This is a genomic window from Ruegeria sp. SCP10, from assembly GCF_040329495.1.
GTDB lineage: Bacteria > Pseudomonadota > Alphaproteobacteria > Rhodobacterales > Rhodobacteraceae > Ruegeria.
Window position 1 is genome coordinate 110856 of the sequence record NZ_JBDZYF010000002.1, and the last position, 15988, is coordinate 126843.

The window sequence follows — 15988 nt, forward strand, 5'->3', positions numbered from 1 at the left end:
GAACGGCAAGGTATTCGTGTCAGTTTGAGGGCAACAAAACAGGAAAGACCCCTCGCGTGTTTTACTTCAAGCGCAGTCAATCGATGCTGGGCAGCGCCTTTACCATCGCAGAACTGGTGTTCCACGGTGTGGTACGCGACGTGCGCACACAACACTCAAATGCCGTGATCGCGATCTTGATCAATATCCTACAGATTCTTCTGATCGCTATGGTTTTTTATCTACTTATGTCCTTCATGGGCCCGCGCGTGGCTAAGATCAGGGGTGAATTCATCCTGTATCTGCTGTCGGGTGTGTTTCTTTTCATGATGCATACCCAGTCGATTGCAGCCATGTCCAAGTTAGGTGGAAAAAACAATCCAATGATGCAGCATTCTCCGATGAACGCTATGGTTATGTTGCTCGCCTCGGCATTTGGTGCGCTTTACAAGCAGATCATGTCGATTACCGTGATTTTATTCGTCTACAGCGTTGGAGTAGCGCCTCTTGAAATTCAGGACCCGGGCGGGGCCTTTGGGATGCTGATATTGGCGTGGTTCACCGGGTGTTCGATTGGTTTGGTGTTTATGGCGCTTAAGCCGTGGTTTCCAACAACCGCTACAATGCTGAGCACGATCTATCGGCGGCTGAACATGGTGTTTTCAGGTAAGATGTTTCTGGGAAACGCGTTGGGTGGAACTGTTTTGATGATGTTTGCGTGGAACCCTTTGTTTCATCTTATCGATCAGTGCCGAGGGTTTGTGTTCCGCAACTATTATCCACGCAACTCCGACTGGGAGTATGCACTTTGGGTCGGGATCGCTCTGACAATGATTGGTTTGTTGGGCGATTTCTTTTCTCGCAAGCATATGTCCCAAAGCTGGGATGCCCGCCGCTAACGCGCCACGCGCAGGGTCAGGTTGATCCGCCCGCCTTTTGGCAACAGCCGGGATGATCCGGGCCTGATCCGATCAACGCCATGATAGGTCAGCCGGGCCGGGCCGCCCATGATCACCACATCGCCCGAGCTTAGCCAAACAGATTCCGTTTTGCCGCCGCGGGTTGTATTGCCGATGCGAAACAGGGCGTCATCCCCTAGCGAGATTGACAGGACCGGCCAGGAAAAGTCCGCCTCATCCTTGTCCTGATGCAGACCCATTTTGGCGCTGTCGTCATAGTAGTTGATCAGACAGCAATCGGGTTCACGTTCGGCGCTGACTAAATCATGCCAGATGGTCCGGATCGCCTCGGGTATTGCGGGCCATTTTTCACCTTTGGGGTGGTGATCCTGATAACGATAGCCTGATCTGTCGGTGACCCAACCCAGCGCTCCGGCTGAGGTCATGCGCACCGACATCTCCTTGCCTGAGGGTGTCACGGGCCGCACCAATGGCGCTGCTTTCAGAATCGGGCGCAACGCCTCAATCAGCCGGGTCTGGGTTGTGCCGTCCAGATACCCTTTCCTGATATCGAACCCCCGCAAAAGCAGCCCTGCCATCCCCGATTCCCCATTCCTTACCAAATCCTTGCCAAAAAAGGCCGCAGATTCCCGAAAACCTGCGATTCAGAGTGCTTGCAGGCCATTGGTCCGGACCTTATATACGCCGGGACGCGCGATGGTGTAGTGCTGTCGCGCACATCAGATCGGGGACAGGATGCCATAACGGGTCCGGCCCTCGGGACATCGCCTTAAATTGAAAGGGATCAAAATTATGGGAAAAGTAATCGGCATTGACCTTGGTACCACAAACTCGTGCGTTGCCATCATGGACGGCTCGCAGCCGAAGGTCATCGAAAACGCAGAAGGGGCGCGGACCACGCCCTCGATCGTCGCCTTCACCGAAGATGAGCGACTGGTCGGTCAGCCTGCAAAACGTCAGGCGGTCACCAACCCCGACAACACCATCTTTGGCGTCAAGCGTCTGATCGGTCGTCGTGTGGATGATGCAGAAGTCGAAAAAGATAAGAAAATGGTGCCTTACGCCATCGTTGATGGCGGCAATGGCGACGCGTGGGTGGAAGCCCGCGGTGAAAAATACTCCCCAAGCCAAATCTCGGCCTTTACTCTGGGCAAGATGAAGGAAACGGCTGAAAGCTATCTGGGTGAGGAAGTCACGCAGGCGGTCATCACCGTTCCGGCCTATTTCAACGACGCCCAGCGTCAGGCCACCAAAGACGCAGGCAAAATCGCCGGTCTGGAAGTGCTGCGGATCATCAACGAACCGACAGCTGCTGCTCTGGCCTATGGTCTGGACAAAGAAGAAACCCAAACCATCGCGGTCTATGACCTTGGTGGTGGTACGTTCGACGTGACCATTCTGGAAATCGACGACGGCCTGTTCGAGGTCAAATCGACCAACGGTGACACCTTCCTGGGTGGTGAAGACTTTGACATGCGCATCGTCAACTACCTGGCGGATGAGTTCAAAAAGGAACACGGTGTCGACCTGTCAGCCGACAAGATGGCCTTGCAGCGTCTGAAAGAAGCTGCTGAAAAAGCCAAGATCGAACTGTCCTCGACCTCGCAGACCGAAATCAACCAGCCGTTCATCTCGATGGGTTCGAACGGTCAGCCGCTGCACATGGTCATGAAGCTGACCCGTGCCAAGCTGGAATCGCTGGTTGCTGATCTGATCAAGAAGTCGATGAAGCCCTGCCAGGCTGCTCTGAAAGACGCGGGCCTGTCGGCTGGCGACGTGGACGAGGTTGTTCTGGTCGGTGGTATGACCCGGATGCCGAAAGTGATCGAAGAGGTTACCAAGTTCTTCGGTAAAGAGCCGCACAAGGGTGTGAACCCGGACGAAGTTGTCGCCATGGGCGCCGCCATTCAGGCCGGTGTTCTGCAGGGCGACGTCAAAGACGTGGTTCTGCTGGACGTGACCCCGTTGTCGCTGGGGATTGAGACACTGGGTGGCGTGTTCACCCGACTGATCGACCGCAACACGACCATTCCGACCAAAAAGTCTCAGGTTTTCTCGACCGCCGAAGACAACCAGAACGCCGTAACCATCCGCGTGTTCCAGGGTGAGCGTGAAATGGCTGCGGACAACAAGATCCTAGGTCAGTTCAACCTCGAAGATATCCCGCCGGCACCGCGCGGCATGCCGCAGATCGAGGTGACATTTGACATCGACGCCAACGGCATTGTCTCGGTTTCGGCCAAGGACAAAGGCACCGGCAAAGAGCAGAAGATCACGATCCAGGCTTCGGGCGGTCTGTCCGACGAGGACATCGAAAAGATGGTCAAGGACGCCGAAGAGAACGCGGAAGCCGACAAGGAACGCCGCGAGCTGGTCGACGCCAAGAACCAGGCCGAAAGCCTCATCCACTCGACCGAGAAGTCGATGGAAGAGCATGCCGATAAGGTCGACCCGACCACCATCGAAGCCATCGAGCTGGCGATTGCCGCGCTGAAGGACGAGCTGGAAACCGAGAATGCCGACAAAATCAAGTCGGGCATCCAGAACGTGACCGAAGCGGCCATGAAGCTGGGCGAAGCCATCTACAAGGCGCAAGCCGAAGAGGGTGACGATGAGCCTGCGGCGGCAGACGCCACGCCGGGTGAAGACGACATTGTCGACGCCGAGTTCGAAGATCTGGACGACGACAAGCGTAAGTAACGGGTAACCGGGCCAATGCGGGCCGGTCCGGTTGCCGGGCCGGCCCGATTACGTTGAGGCAGAAGGGAATACTGATGTCAAAACGCGACTATTACGATGTGCTCGGCGTGACCAAGGGCGCATCGGCGGACGAGATCAAAAAGGGTTTTCGCAAGAAAGCCAAAGAGCTGCATCCCGATCGCAACAAAGACAACCCGGATGCCGAGGCGCAGTTCAAAGAAGCGAACGAGGCCTATGACGTGCTGAAGGACGCGGACCGCAAGGCCGCGTATGACCGGTTTGGCCATGCTGCCTTTGAAAACGGCATGGGCGGCGGCGGTCGACCTGGCGGTGGCTTTGGGCAGGGTGATTTCTCTAGTGCATTCTCGGATGTATTCGATGATTTGTTCGGCGATTTCATGGGTGGCCAGCGTGGCGGCGGCGGTGGCCGTCGGGCCGCGCGCGGATCAGACCTGCGCTACAACCTACGCGTGACGCTGGAAGAGGCCTATGCAGGCCTGCAAAAAACCATCAATGTCCCTGCTGCTGTGGCCTGTTCGTCTTGTGATGGAACCGGGGCCGAGGGCGGCGCCGAGCCGGTTACCTGCCCCACCTGTTCCGGCATGGGCAAAGTACGCGCGCAACAAGGGTTTTTCACCGTTGAGCGCACCTGCCCCACCTGTTCCGGGCTGGGTCAGATCATCAAGAACCCCTGCAAGGTTTGCAGCGGCTCTGGCCGGGTGGAAAAAGAACGCGCCTTGTCGGTGAACATCCCCGCAGGCGTTGAAACTGGAACCCGCATTCGTCTGGCTGGCGAAGGCGAGGCGGGAATGCGCGGTGGCCCTCCCGGCGATCTCTACATCTTTGTCGAGGTCTCCGAACATAAGCTGTTCGAGCGCGATAGCGTGAACCTCTATTGTCGTGTGCCCGTCAGTATGGCCAAGGCCGCGCTGGGTGGGTCGATCGAAGTACCTACGATTGATGGTGGTCGCGGCCGCGTGCAAATACCAGCTGGCAGCCAGTCTGGCCGCCAGATGCGCCTGCGCAGCAAAGGCATGCCAGCGCTCCGCGGCAGTGGCGTTGGGGATATGTTCATCGAACTGGCGGTTGAGACCCCAGTGAATCTGACAAGCCGCCAGAAAGAGCTGTTGCGCGAGTTTGACGATCTGGGTGAGGATAACCACCCGGAATCAAAAAGCTTCTTCTCATCCGTTAAATCCTTCTGGGACGGAATGAAAAGCTAAAGAATAAAACGGGTCGTTCCAAATTGGGGCCACCTTTTGCATTTGGGGCTCTGCCCCCGCCGCCCTACGGGCGTCTCCCCCGAGATATATAGAGCCAGATGAAGTTTGGATCCCCCGCTTCATCTGGCCAGAAATATCCCGGAGCGCGAGGCAGAGCCTCGCATGGATTCAACCTCAATTGGTCTTATTTCCTTGTTGGATGTGGCCTTATGACCCGTAGATTGATGCTTGATTTCCGAGACCTGTCCTGAGATTGTCCCAATCAACCGTTGGGGTGCCCTGAATTCAGGGCTGAGAGGCGCGTGCGTCAACCCATCGAACCTGATCCGGGCAATACCGGCGGAGGGAACGGTCTAACACAAACAGACGTTTTCCATGCCGCGTTGCCCAAGTAAGCGGAGCAACGACGTGGTGCCAATTGCCTTGACCATAGCGGGATCTGACAGCGGCGGCGGGGCGGGCATTCAGGCCGATCTCAAGGCGATGTCGGCTTTGGGTGTCTTCGGGGCCAGCGTGATCACCGCTGTTACGGCGCAAAACACGCAGGCTGTGACGGCTGTGCATGGTATTCCGCTGGATGTGATTGCCGCTCAGATCGACGCTGTTCTGTATGACTTGGATGTACGTGCCATCAAGATTGGAATGTTGGCCACGCCCGAGATCATTCAGACGGTGGCGGACGGGATTTCAAGATATGGCGGACCTGTCGTACTCGACCCGGTTATGGTGGCAAAATCCGGTGACGCTTTGTTGGCGCAAGAGGCGGTTCAAACCTTGCGCGAGGTCTTGCTGCCGCGCGCGACGATCCTGACCCCGAACCTGCCAGAGGCGGCGTGTCTGCTGGAGCAGGGTGACGCGGCTTCAACCGCAGAGATGACCACTCAAGGTAAAGCGCTGTGCGCGTTGGGCGCAGGTGCGGTCTTGATGAAGGGGGGGCATGGCGCAGGTGATATTTGTCATGATCTTCTGGTCGATGAAACGGGCGTGATTGCTGAATTTCAGGCCCCTCGGCAGAACACAACAAACACGCACGGAACCGGCTGCACGTTGTCGTCCTCGATTGCTGCCGGTTTGGCCAAAGGATTGTCCCTGATCGAGGCGGTAGGTGAAGCGCATAGTTATCTGCAGGGCGCGATAGCACAGGCGGATACACTAAGGGTAGGAGCGGGCCACGGCCCGGTGCATCACTTCCACCGGATGTGGTCGGTGTGACGATCTGGTCCGTCATAGGGGCCGGTGTGGCGGGGCTGGCCGTCGCCAGCGAGCTGACCGCGCGCGGGGCGAAGGTACAGGTGTTCGATCCCAAAGGCCCGCCTGGCCCGCATGGGTGTTCCTGGTGGGCAGGTGGCATGTTGGCGCCTTGGTGTGAATATGAAAATGCCGAAGAACCGGTTTTGCGACTGGGCCAAGAAGCCATCGCGTGGTGGGCGGATCGTACAGCCGTGAGCCGGTGCGGCACACTGGTTGTTGCCAACGCTCGGGATGTGCCTGACTTGCGGCGTTTCGCGCGCAGGACCGAAGCGTTTTGCGAGGCAGATAGGGAAAGAATCGCCGAATTAGAGCCTGATCTGCATGGATTCAGCAAAGGGCTGTACTTCGGACAAGAGGCGCATCTTGATCCAAGGCAAGCGCTGCATGACCTGTACCATTACCTGGAAGGCCAAGGCGTGGTGTTTCATCACAAACTCGCACCCGCGCAGTTGGAGAATGCGATCGACTGCCGGGGGCTTCAAGCGCGGGATGCTTTGCCTGATCTGCGGGGCGTAAAGGGTGAGATGCTGGTCGTGCGCTGCCCCGATGTGACGCTGAACCGTCCTGTGCGCCTGCTGCATCCGCGGATGCCGCTTTACATCGTGCCGCGAGGCGATGGCATCTACATGCTCGGCGCAACGATGATCGAAAGCGAGGACAGCAACCGCATCACGGCGCGGTCGATGCTAGAACTGCTCAGCGCCGCTTACGCCTTGAACCCTGTCTTTGGCGAGGCCGAGGTGCTGGAAATCGGCGTCGATCTGCGGCCCGCATTCCCCGACAACATGCCGCGTATCCGGCGTCTGGGCCGGACGATCTATGCCAATGGCCTCTACCGCCATGGCTACCTGTTGGCCCCAGCCTTGGCACAGGGCGTGGCCGATCTAGTGCTTGAGAACAAACATTCGGAGATGGTCGATGAAGATCGTGCTTAATGGCGACCCCAAGGACGTAAAGGCCGCCACCTTGGCAGAGCTGCTAGAGGAATGCGGTTTCTCGGGCCGTGTCGCAACCGCAGTGAACGAGGAATTCGTGCCCTCCAGTCTGCGCATTGCCCATGCTCTATCCGAAGGTGACCGGGTCGAAATCCTGTCGCCGATGCAAGGAGGGTGAGGATGAAAAGCTTTTATGACGTCGCTCTGCCCAACCCGCTGATGCTGGGCACCGCGCAATATCCCAGCCCTGCTATCCTCGAACAGGCGTTCCGCGACAGCGGCGCGGGTGTGGCGACTGTCTCTCTGCGGCGGGAATCGGGGGCGGGTCAGACCTTTTGGCAGATGATCCGCGATCTGGGCGTGCTGGTGCTACCCAACACGGCCGGCTGTCACACGGTGAAAGAAGCGGTGACCACCGCGCATATGGCCCGCGAAGTGTTTGAGACCAAGTGGATCAAGTTGGAGCTGATCGGCCATACCGACAGTCTGCAACCGGACGTCTTCCAGCTGGTCGAGGCCGCGCGCATCCTAACCGAGGACGGGTTTCATGTTTTTCCCTACACCACCGACGATCTGATCGTGGGCGAGCGGCTGCTTGAGGCCGGGTGCGAGGTTTTGATGCCCTGGGGTGCGCCCATCGGCTCGGGCCGGGGGCTGAACAATGAATACGCCCTGCGCGCAATGCGGGCCGAGTTTCCGGATGTGCCGCTGGTGATTGATGCCGGGATTGGCCTGCCCAGCCATGCCGCCCACGCGATGGAGTTGGGCTATGACGCTGTATTGCTGAACACGGCCGTCGCCCGCGCCGGCGATCCGGCGTTGATGGCCAAGGCCATGATGCGCGCGGTTGAGGCCGGGCAACTGGCCAATCAGGCCGACCCGATTGAGGCCCGCGACATGGCCGAACCCTCAACCCCCGTCGTCGGAAAGGCGTTCCTGTCATGAGGTTGGACCGTTTCTACCCGATCTTTGACCACTCTGACTGGCTGCGGCGGATGTTGCCGTTGGGAGTAAAGCTGGTGCAGCTGCGCATGAAGGATCAGCCGGACGATGTTGTCCGGGCCGAGATCGCGACCTCTCACGATCTATGCAATCAGAATGGCACGGTTTTGGTTGTGAATGACTACTGGCAGGCGGCGATAGATGTGGGCTGCGACTGGATCCATCTGGGGCAGGAAGATCTGGACGAGGCCGACCTCAAAGCGATCCGGAAAGCGGGTCTAAAGCTGGGCGTTTCTACCCATGACGATGACGAGCTAGAGCGCGTTCTAGCCATGGACCCCGACTATGTCGCGCTGGGGCCGGTCTATCCGACGATCTTGAAAAAGATGAAGTGGGAGCAGCAGGGCTTGCCGCGCGTCACCGAGTGGAAAGCCCGTGTGGGCGATATCCCTCTGGTCGGGATTGGCGGTATGAGCGTCGAACGCGCGCCCGGTGTGCTTGAGGCGGGGGCCGATATTGTCTCGGTCGTTACGGACATCACCCTGAACGCCGACCCCGAGGCGCGGGTGCGCCAGTGGATCGAGGCCACCAGATGAGCCGCTACGACCGCCAGATGATCCTGCCCGAAGTCGGGGCCGAAGGGCAGGCGCGCCTGTCCAAGGCTCGGGTTCTGGTTGTCGGGGCAGGCGGTTTGGCAGCTCCGGTCCTGCCTTTGCTGGCCGGGGCGGGCGTTGGCCATCTGACGATCCTCGATGCGGATGAAGTCGCCCTGTCGAACCTGCATCGACAGACGCTGTTTACCGAGGCCGATTGCGGACGCCCAAAGGCCGAAGTTGCAGCCGATCGCTGTCGTGCTTTGAATTCTGATATCGACGTCGTCGCGCTAAAACAGGCTCTAACAAGCGAAAATGCGGCTGGGTTTGTTTCACAGACCGATTTGATCCTCGACTGTGCGGACAGCTATGCCGCCAGCTATACCCTGTCGGATATCTGCCTCACATTGGGTAAACCATTGGTCAGCGCCTCAGTGCTGGGCTTGTCCGGCTATGTGGGTGTGTTCTGCGGCGGTGCGCCCTCACTGCGGGCCGTGTTCCCCGAAGCCCCGACCAGCGGAGCGAGCTGTGCCACGGCAGGTGTGCTGGGGCCACTCGTTGGGATGATCGGTGCGATGCAGGCGCAGATGGCGTTGGCTTTGATCCTCGGCCTCAACCCGTCGCCCCTGGGCCAGATGGTACAGGTGGATGCCCAGACTTTCCGCAGCTCCAGCTTCCGCTTTGACGCAGCGCCCGAGCCTGAGCAGTCCTTCGCCTTCGTTGCCGCCTCGCAGCTTTCTTCGGACGACGTGATTGTTGAGCTTCGGAGTGAAGACGAAACCCCTCAACCCATCCACCCCCTAGCACGTCGGCTAAGCGTGGAACACCTGAAATCAGAGCCTAACAAGGCAAAACGACTGGCTTTGTGCTGTGCAACTGGCCTGCGCGCCTGGCGTGCCGCTGAACAGATTAAACCGGATTGGCCGGGCGAGATTGTCCTCGTTGCGGCCTCAACCTCGTGAGTGAAAAGGAAACGCGAGACATGAAGAAACTGATCGCTGCTATTGCCCTGCTGGCCGCTGCGCCAGCCTGGGCCGAAGACAAGATGACCGTTCTGCTGGATTGGTTCATCAACCCCGATCATGGGCCCATCATCGTGGCGCAGGAAAACGGCTATTTCGCCGACGAAGGGTTGCAGGTCGAGATCGTTCCCCCCGCAGATCCGTCCGCACCGCCGCGTCTGGTGGCGGCAGGTCAGGCCGAACTAGCTGTATCTTATCAGCCGCAGCTGCACCTGCAGATCCATGAGGGCCTGCCGTTGAAGCGTGTTGGTACGCTGGTCGCGACGCCCTTGAACTGCCTGCTGGTTCTGGAGGACGGTCCGATCAAGTCGCCCGCCGACCTGAAAGGGAAAAAGATCGGTTTCTCGGTCGCTGGTGTAGAAGAAGCAGTGCTGACCACGGTTTTGGGAAAATATGGCGTTGCGCTGGATGACGTGGAGCTGATCAATGTGAACTTCTCGCTGTCGCCGTCTTTGATGACCGGTCAGGTGGATGCGGTGATTGGCGCCTACCGCAATTTTGAGCTGAACCAGATGGATATCGAAGGTGTCCCCGGCACCTGCTTTTACATCGAGGAAGAAGGCGTGCCGCCCTATGACGAGCTGATCTATGTCGCGAATCCTGACACGGTGGACGCCGACATGATCGCGCGCTTTCTGGCCGCGACCGAGAAGGCAACACAGTACATCGTCAACAACCCGGAAAAGAGCTGGGAAATCTTTGCCGCCACCTCACCCGAATTGCAGGATGAGCTGAACGCGCGCGCTTGGGTCGACACGCTGCCCCGCTTTGCTTTGCGCCCTGCCGGGTTTGACGCGGGTCGGTATGCACGGTTCGAGCAGTTCCTGAAAGACAGCGGCATGATCGACAGTATCAACCCGGTTGGCGACATCACAATTGATGTGACCGCGCAATGAGCGACTATGGCAACGCCTTCACGCTGATGCGTGATGCGGCGCAGGGGCCGTGGCGGGAGTATACCCGCCATGCCTTTGTCGAGGGCCTGAAGGACGGAACGCTGCCGCGAAACGCGTTTCTTCATTATCTGCGACAGGACTATGTGTTCCTCACCCATTTCTCGCGCGCTTGGGCGCTGGCCGTGGTCAAAGCGCAGACTCATGAGGAAATGCAGGTGGCCGCCGCCACGGTCAATGGGCTGATGCATGAAGAGATGATGCTGCATGTTGGCGTTTGCGAAGCTGAAGGCATTTCCCGTGAAGAGCTGATGGCCACGCCTGAGCGGCCTGAAAACCTCGCCTATACGCGCTTTGTGCTCGAATCCGGTTATTCGGGTGACTATCTGAACCTGCTGGCTGCTCTGCTGCCATGTGTCATCGGCTATGCCGAGATCGGTGCGCGTTTGGCGCAAGAGGCAACATCCGAGACCTATCGCCCCTGGATCGATACTTATGCGGGTGATCAGTATCAAAGCTATTGTCATGACATCGGCGCGCTGATGGATGGCGCTTTGGTTCGACGGCTTGGCCCGGACTATGCAACTCTGCCGGTCTGGGCTGACCTCTGCAAGACCTTTGAGATGGCGACGCAGCTTGAAGTCAAGTTCTGGCAAATGGGCCTGACACCATGACGCCAACGCCCGATCTGACCATCAGCGGCACGGCCTCCATCGACGGTGTGCCTTTGTTCGCGCCGTTGACCCTGACCCTTGGGGCCGGGGCGTGGACGTGCCTGTTGGGCGGATCGGGCGTGGGCAAAACCACCGTTCTGCGGCTGATCGCTGGGCTGGAAACCGGGGCAGTCTTCACTGGCCAGATCACCGCAAGCGATGGGCAGCCGGTGCCGGATCGCGTCGCCTATATGGCGCAGGACGATCTGCTGCTGCCTTGGGCAAGCGTGGCGCAGAATGTCTCGCTGGGTGCTCGACTACGGGGTGAAAAACCTGATCTGGACCGCCGCGACCGTCTGATTGAACGGATGCGCTTGCAGGATCACATGACCAAGAAACCGACCGAACTATCGGGCGGCCAACGCCAGCGCGTGGCTTTGGCCCGCACGTTGATGGAAGATCGCCCCATTGTCCTGCTGGATGAGCCGTTTTCAGCCCTCGATGCCCGAACCCGTGCGGATATGCAGGATCTGGCGGCTGAGGTGTTGCAAGGGCGGACCGTTCTGCTGGTTACCCATGATCCGGCTGAGGCCGCGCGCTTGGGTCAAACCATAACGGTCATGACGCAGGATGGTCTGACGCCCTGCGTTCCACCCAAGGCGCCGGCGCCGCGCCATGTGGACGACCTTGAGACGCTGGAGACTCAGGGTGCATTGCTCAAGCTGCTGAGAGAGGCATCATGAAATACCTCTCTGCCCTCGCCGCGACGGTGTTTGCCGTGGCCATCTGGCAGGCCATTGTCTCGATCACCGGCTTGCCGAAATTCATACTGCCCGGACCTGCCGTGGTGGCCGAGACCTGGTGGCAAAACCGCTGGCTGATTGCGGAACACACCTGGATCACCGCTATCGAGGTGCTGATTGGTCTGGCGTGCGGCACGCTTTTGGGTGTCGTCACTGCACTGCAGCTGGCCAATTCGCGTGCCGCGCGTGTGTTGGTGCAGCCGCTGTTGGTGTTCACTCAGGCGCTCCCGGTCTTTGCGCTGGCACCGCTTCTGACGCTCTGGCTGGGCTATGGTCTCTGGTCCAAGGTCGCGATGGCGGTGCTGATCATTTACTTCCCAATCACCTCATCCTTCTTTGACGGTCTGATGAGGACCCCGCCCGGATATCTCGATCTTGCGCGTACAATGCAGGCCAGCAAACGCGCGGTCCTTTGGCACATCCGTATCCCTGCGGCCTTGCCATCCTTGGCGTCGGGGATGCGATTGGCGGCAGTCTATGCGCCGATTGGGGCGGTGATCGGTGAATGGGTCGGCTCGTCTCAAGGGCTGGGTTATCTGATGCTGCTGGCCAATGGCCGCGCGAAGACAGACCTGATGTTTGCCGCAATGCTGACGCTGGGCGTGTTTTCGATTGTTCTGCACATGGTTGTCCGCCGCGCCACGGCGCGTATGGCGGGTGAGATGCGTTAACCATTCAGAAACCGATTCTGCGCCAGTGTCAGATTATGACACAGGATGCCTTTGCCGAAGCCCCCATGCTGTTCGATAAGGACGAAGCGCCAGCGCAGCCGCTGCCGACGGGTCGGTTACCCTCCTACATCAAAGACCATCGCAAGCGGTTGCGCGAACGGTTCATGGCGGGCGGTTCAGCCGCGATGCCGGATTATGAGCTGTTGGAACTGGTCCTGTTTCGATCCATCCCGCGGCAGGACGTGAAACCGCTGGCCCGCGCGCTGATGGATACGTTTGGCGATTTCAACCGTGTGTTGACCGCGCCCGAGGAACGGCTGCGGCAGATTAAGGGTGTTGGGGATACAGTGATCACCGATCTGAAAATCCTTGAGGCCTGTGCCCACCGCATGGCCCGTGCGCGTGTGATGCAGCGGCATGTCATCTCGGGCTGGGATGCGCTGCTGGACTATTGCCATACCACTATGGCCCATCGTGAAACTGAACAGTTTCGCGTGTTCTATCTGGATCGTAAGAACGTGCTGATCGCAGATGAGGAACAGGCCAAGGGCACCGTCGATCACGTGCCGGTCTATCCGCGAGAGGTGGCGAAGCGCGCACTTGAACTGAACGCCTCGGCCCTGATCCTGGTGCATAACCACCCTTCAGGCGATCCGACACCGTCGAAATCCGATACCGATATGACCAACCGCATTCAAGATGCCTGCACCGCGTTGGGCCTGACCCTGCATGACCATCTCATCATCGGCAAATCGACCGAGCTGAGTTTTCGGTCCGAAGGATACCTCTAGCGGGTCATTCGACCCAGATTTCAACGCGACGGTTGACTTTGCGGCCCCATTCGGTGTCGTCGCAGGCCATCGGCATCGCCTCACCGAACCCGTCGACCGCGATCTCGATACTGTCGGGTATCTCGGTCTCAACAGCCCCGAGTACCGAGTTCCGGACGGTTTGCGCACGGCGCAGGGCGATGCGGGCATTGGTGCTGGCCGGCCCATCCCCGTCACTGAATCCGACAAACAGTAGTTTTCGGGCGTTCAGTGTTCCGGTCTCAAGCGCTTGAGCAAGGTATTGGATATTCGACCGCGATTGTGCGTCGGGCCGCGATGATCCGGGCTCGAATCGAACTGACAGCGACAAACGCGCCATCGGACGCAAGGTTTCGACCATGCGTTGAACCTCTTCCAACCCAACCTCGGCCCCGCCGGATACAATGGCGTTGGACAGGCGGTCGCCCTGTAGACCAATCCGCGTTCTTTCCGGTGTCTGATCAACAAACCCTGCCTGACGGATGGCCAATTGGGCATCAGCGCCTAAGCTATAGGCAAGCAATTGACGCGCAATTCGTGGCAGGCGTCGTTCCGGCAGGTAGAGGAACATCGGTAGCGTCAGCGGATAGTCTTCGGTCTTGATGGCGTCACGTGATGCGGCGAGCGCATGCCCGCACCCGCCGGTCAAGGGCAGGGCGCGTGTATTATCGGCCGAGTCATGACTAGCAATCCCGATGGCAAACGCGTCTCGCGCGACGGCCTGTACCAAATCGCCATTGCGCCCGTGGCGTATCGCATCGGAGGACAGGGCCACTCCTGCCGGGGCCAACAGTTGATCTTCTACTGCTTGGGCCAAACCCGACCCCGCATCCGGCATATGCAGCGCGATAGGTGCATCAGGTCCACCCAGATCCGCCCAGTTTGTGACCTCACCGGACAGAACACGTGCCAGATCGGCAGGTGAAATCTGACTTGTAATGTTGTCCTGGGCAACAACCGGCACCATGGCGTCCAACGCAATCACCCGTGACCGGCGAGGGCGAGTCAGATCGCCCAGCCCGGCCTCTGCCGCCGCGGTCTGTTCAACCTCACGGATTTCTCGCAGGGCCATGACGATGTCAGCATCGTTTGCAATTAGGTCGGCAAATCCCTGATCTGTGTTTCCAACGCGAAAGTACAACCGCGCCAGCGGGGCCGTTCGCCCGGTCTGAAACAGCTCATAGGCAAAGGTGCGTTCGTCCACCCGTTTCGGCGTTGCGGTCAGCCCCTCTTGCCGCGCGAAACCGATGATCAGGGCGGGCAAAACGGTTTCGGCCATGACCGACGAGCCCGAAAACCAGACCTCGGCCACGAAATCCGTCAGGTTGGGACAGGCCGGGCCATCACAGGTAACGCCCGAGCCGTCGACTGTCAGCTCTCCGAATTGTGTGTCGACGCGGTAGAATTCGCCATCAAAACCCAGCAGGTCACCCGTGATCTCGACCTTGCCATCATGCGAAGTGAGGGTGATGTCCTGCGCCACAACACTTGTTCCAAGTGTTGCTGAGATCAGCGCGGCCACGGCCACACGGAAAAATGTCATCAGAGAGTCGAGCCTGTCTGCGGGTTACTTTGCCGCGATTGTCAGGTCTTGGAGCAGATTATTCAACACCAGAAACTCGCCCAATTGCGAGCAATCCGGTACAGCCACGCTCAGATCACGTGACCGCAGGCCTGTGTTGGCCCGCAGCTCAATGGACTGAACGTTCAATGTGTGACCGCAATTGTTTTCGGTCACTTCTGCTTCGACTGTCAGGTCGATGGTTCCAGATTGCTGGGACTGGCCCGCCGGGAACGAATATACTTCGATATTTTGGGCGTCTGTCAGTCCTGAATGGCCCAAGCTGACAACACTGCCAGCGCCTGCTGTGGCGCTGTTCGACCAGACGTGACCATCGCCACCATAGCTGGCGCCGAATTCCAGTGCGTGAATTTGCAACGCTTTGTCGCCCTTCCACTGCAGCGCCACTCGATCATATTCCTGCAGATCAGGGACATGGGTCGTGGCGACAGTCCCGGTTTGATCCGGGAACGAGATCAGAAAGATCGCATATTCTGACAGCGCTGGGATGGTTACCCTCAGCGTGCCGTTTTTATCGGTGACCTGCGTAAGGGTCATGCCGCTGTGGTGAATACTGATCCGCTCATTGCCGCGGCACGGAGATTTGATTGTCAGGCGGGCCTGCGCGCCGGGTACGGCAACAGCGCGGGCGCTTAGGTTACAGGATTTCTGTGTCGGCTTCTGTCGGGGTTCGACACGGGTGGTTTTTGGCGCAACCACGGCGTCATCAGTGTCAGATGCGGTTGCCGAGGCTGAGGTCAGCACGATGCTATCCAGCCCTGCCAGAACCGACGTTTGATTTGTTTGCGTAGCCGCAGCAATTTGGCTCTGCGCATCGCTTGGCTGCGCAGCTGTTCCATATTGCATCAAGTAACCAATGCCTAGGGCACAGGCGATTGTGCCGCACATGGTCACGTAGTTTCTTACAACAAACAAGACACCCTCCCCAGTTGAAGGAGCGAGTCGCACACTGATCCTGAATCGAGGCTTATTTGTGTCCTCGAAACGGACTCATTGTGATCAGGGCGTCGAT

17 protein-coding genes and 1 riboswitch are annotated in these 15988 nt (G+C 58.9%); of the genes, 14 read left to right on the top strand and 3 right to left on the bottom strand.

Annotated elements, in window-relative coordinates; translation table 11 throughout:
- Nucleotides 1-56: 56 nt before the first annotated feature.
- On the top strand, nt 57-878 hold the full coding sequence (locus tag ABLN87_RS06910; protein WP_353008531.1) for an ABC transporter permease: 822 nt from the start codon (nt 57-59) through the stop codon (nt 876-878).
- Here the strand turns inward: ABLN87_RS06910 and ABLN87_RS06915 are convergent.
- Nucleotides 875-1477, bottom strand: a complete 603-nt coding sequence (locus ABLN87_RS06915; protein WP_353008532.1) for an alpha-ketoglutarate-dependent dioxygenase AlkB family protein — start codon at nt 1475-1477, stop codon at nt 875-877. The two genes, ABLN87_RS06910 and ABLN87_RS06915, sit on opposite strands and share 4 nt — an antisense overlap.
- Before the next feature lie 214 nt (nt 1478-1691).
- Between ABLN87_RS06915 and dnaK the strand changes: the two genes are divergently transcribed.
- The 13 genes from dnaK to radC all read left to right on the top strand — a co-directional run bounded on the left by dnaK (nt 1692) and on the right by radC (nt 13376).
- Nucleotides 1692-3599, top strand: a complete 1908-nt coding sequence (gene dnaK, locus ABLN87_RS06920) for a molecular chaperone DnaK (protein WP_353008534.1) — start codon at nt 1692-1694, stop codon at nt 3597-3599.
- 74 nt (nt 3600-3673) lie between these two features.
- Entirely contained in the window at nt 3674-4822 is a 1149-nt protein-coding gene (gene dnaJ, locus ABLN87_RS06925) for a molecular chaperone DnaJ (RefSeq protein ID WP_353008535.1), read from the top strand.
- Nucleotides 4823-5082: 260 nt separating this feature from the next.
- Nucleotides 5083-5187, top strand: a riboswitch (TPP riboswitch).
- Between the two features lie 43 nt (nt 5188-5230).
- Nucleotides 5231-6034 (top strand): bifunctional hydroxymethylpyrimidine kinase/phosphomethylpyrimidine kinase, encoded by an 804-nt coding sequence (thiD, locus tag ABLN87_RS06930; protein ID WP_353008537.1) that lies wholly within the window; start codon nt 5231-5233, stop codon nt 6032-6034.
- Nucleotides 6031-7008 (top strand): glycine oxidase ThiO, encoded by a 978-nt coding sequence (gene thiO, locus ABLN87_RS06935; protein ID WP_353008539.1) that lies wholly within the window; start codon nt 6031-6033, stop codon nt 7006-7008. Before thiD ends, thiO begins: the two co-directional genes overlap by 4 nt.
- Nucleotides 6992-7186 carry a sulfur carrier protein ThiS gene (gene thiS, locus ABLN87_RS06940; RefSeq protein WP_353008541.1) on the top strand — a complete coding sequence of 65 codons (195 nt, stop codon included), beginning with the start codon at nt 6992-6994 and terminating at the stop codon, nt 7184-7186. The genes thiO and thiS overlap by 17 nt, the downstream gene beginning before the upstream one ends.
- A gap of 2 nt (nt 7187-7188) precedes the next feature.
- The gene (locus ABLN87_RS06945; protein ID WP_353008543.1) at nt 7189-7953 is read left to right on the top strand and encodes a thiazole synthase; all 765 of its coding nucleotides are present in this window, start codon (nt 7189-7191) and stop codon (nt 7951-7953) included.
- Nucleotides 7950-8546 (top strand): thiamine phosphate synthase, encoded by a 597-nt coding sequence (locus ABLN87_RS06950; RefSeq protein ID WP_353008544.1) that lies wholly within the window; start codon nt 7950-7952, stop codon nt 8544-8546. The genes ABLN87_RS06945 and ABLN87_RS06950 overlap by 4 nt, the downstream gene beginning before the upstream one ends.
- Nucleotides 8543-9505 carry a HesA/MoeB/ThiF family protein gene (locus ABLN87_RS06955; RefSeq protein WP_353008546.1) on the top strand — a complete coding sequence of 321 codons (963 nt, stop codon included), beginning with the start codon at nt 8543-8545 and terminating at the stop codon, nt 9503-9505. The genes ABLN87_RS06950 and ABLN87_RS06955 overlap by 4 nt, the downstream gene beginning before the upstream one ends.
- A gap of 20 nt (nt 9506-9525) precedes the next feature.
- Complete coding sequence (locus ABLN87_RS06960; RefSeq protein WP_353008548.1) at nt 9526-10461, top strand: ABC transporter substrate-binding protein; 936 nt, start codon at nt 9526-9528, stop codon at nt 10459-10461.
- Nucleotides 10458-11132 (top strand): thiaminase II, encoded by a 675-nt coding sequence (gene tenA / locus ABLN87_RS06965; RefSeq protein ID WP_353008550.1) that lies wholly within the window; start codon nt 10458-10460, stop codon nt 11130-11132. The genes ABLN87_RS06960 and tenA overlap by 4 nt, the downstream gene beginning before the upstream one ends.
- The gene (locus ABLN87_RS06970) at nt 11129-11854 is read left to right on the top strand and encodes an ABC transporter ATP-binding protein (protein ID WP_353008552.1); all 726 of its coding nucleotides are present in this window, start codon (nt 11129-11131) and stop codon (nt 11852-11854) included. The genes tenA and ABLN87_RS06970 overlap by 4 nt, the downstream gene beginning before the upstream one ends.
- Nucleotides 11851-12585: an ABC transporter permease gene (locus tag ABLN87_RS06975; protein WP_353008553.1), complete on the top strand. Its 735-nt coding sequence runs from the start codon at nt 11851-11853 to the stop codon at nt 12583-12585. The genes ABLN87_RS06970 and ABLN87_RS06975 overlap by 4 nt, the downstream gene beginning before the upstream one ends.
- A gap of 35 nt (nt 12586-12620) precedes the next feature.
- Complete coding sequence (radC, locus tag ABLN87_RS06980; protein WP_353008554.1) at nt 12621-13376, top strand: RadC family protein; 756 nt, start codon at nt 12621-12623, stop codon at nt 13374-13376.
- A gap of 4 nt (nt 13377-13380) precedes the next feature.
- On the opposite strand, the gene ABLN87_RS06985 is transcribed toward radC, so the two are convergent.
- Both ABLN87_RS06985 and ABLN87_RS06990 read right to left on the bottom strand, forming a co-directional pair.
- On the bottom strand, nt 13381-14937 hold the full coding sequence (locus ABLN87_RS06985) for a phosphate ABC transporter substrate-binding/OmpA family protein (RefSeq protein ID WP_353008556.1): 1557 nt from the start codon (nt 14935-14937) through the stop codon (nt 13381-13383).
- 24 nt (nt 14938-14961) lie between these two features.
- Complete coding sequence (locus ABLN87_RS06990) at nt 14962-15891, bottom strand: hypothetical protein (protein ID WP_353008557.1); 930 nt, start codon at nt 15889-15891, stop codon at nt 14962-14964.
- Nucleotides 15892-15988 lie beyond the last annotated feature (97 nt).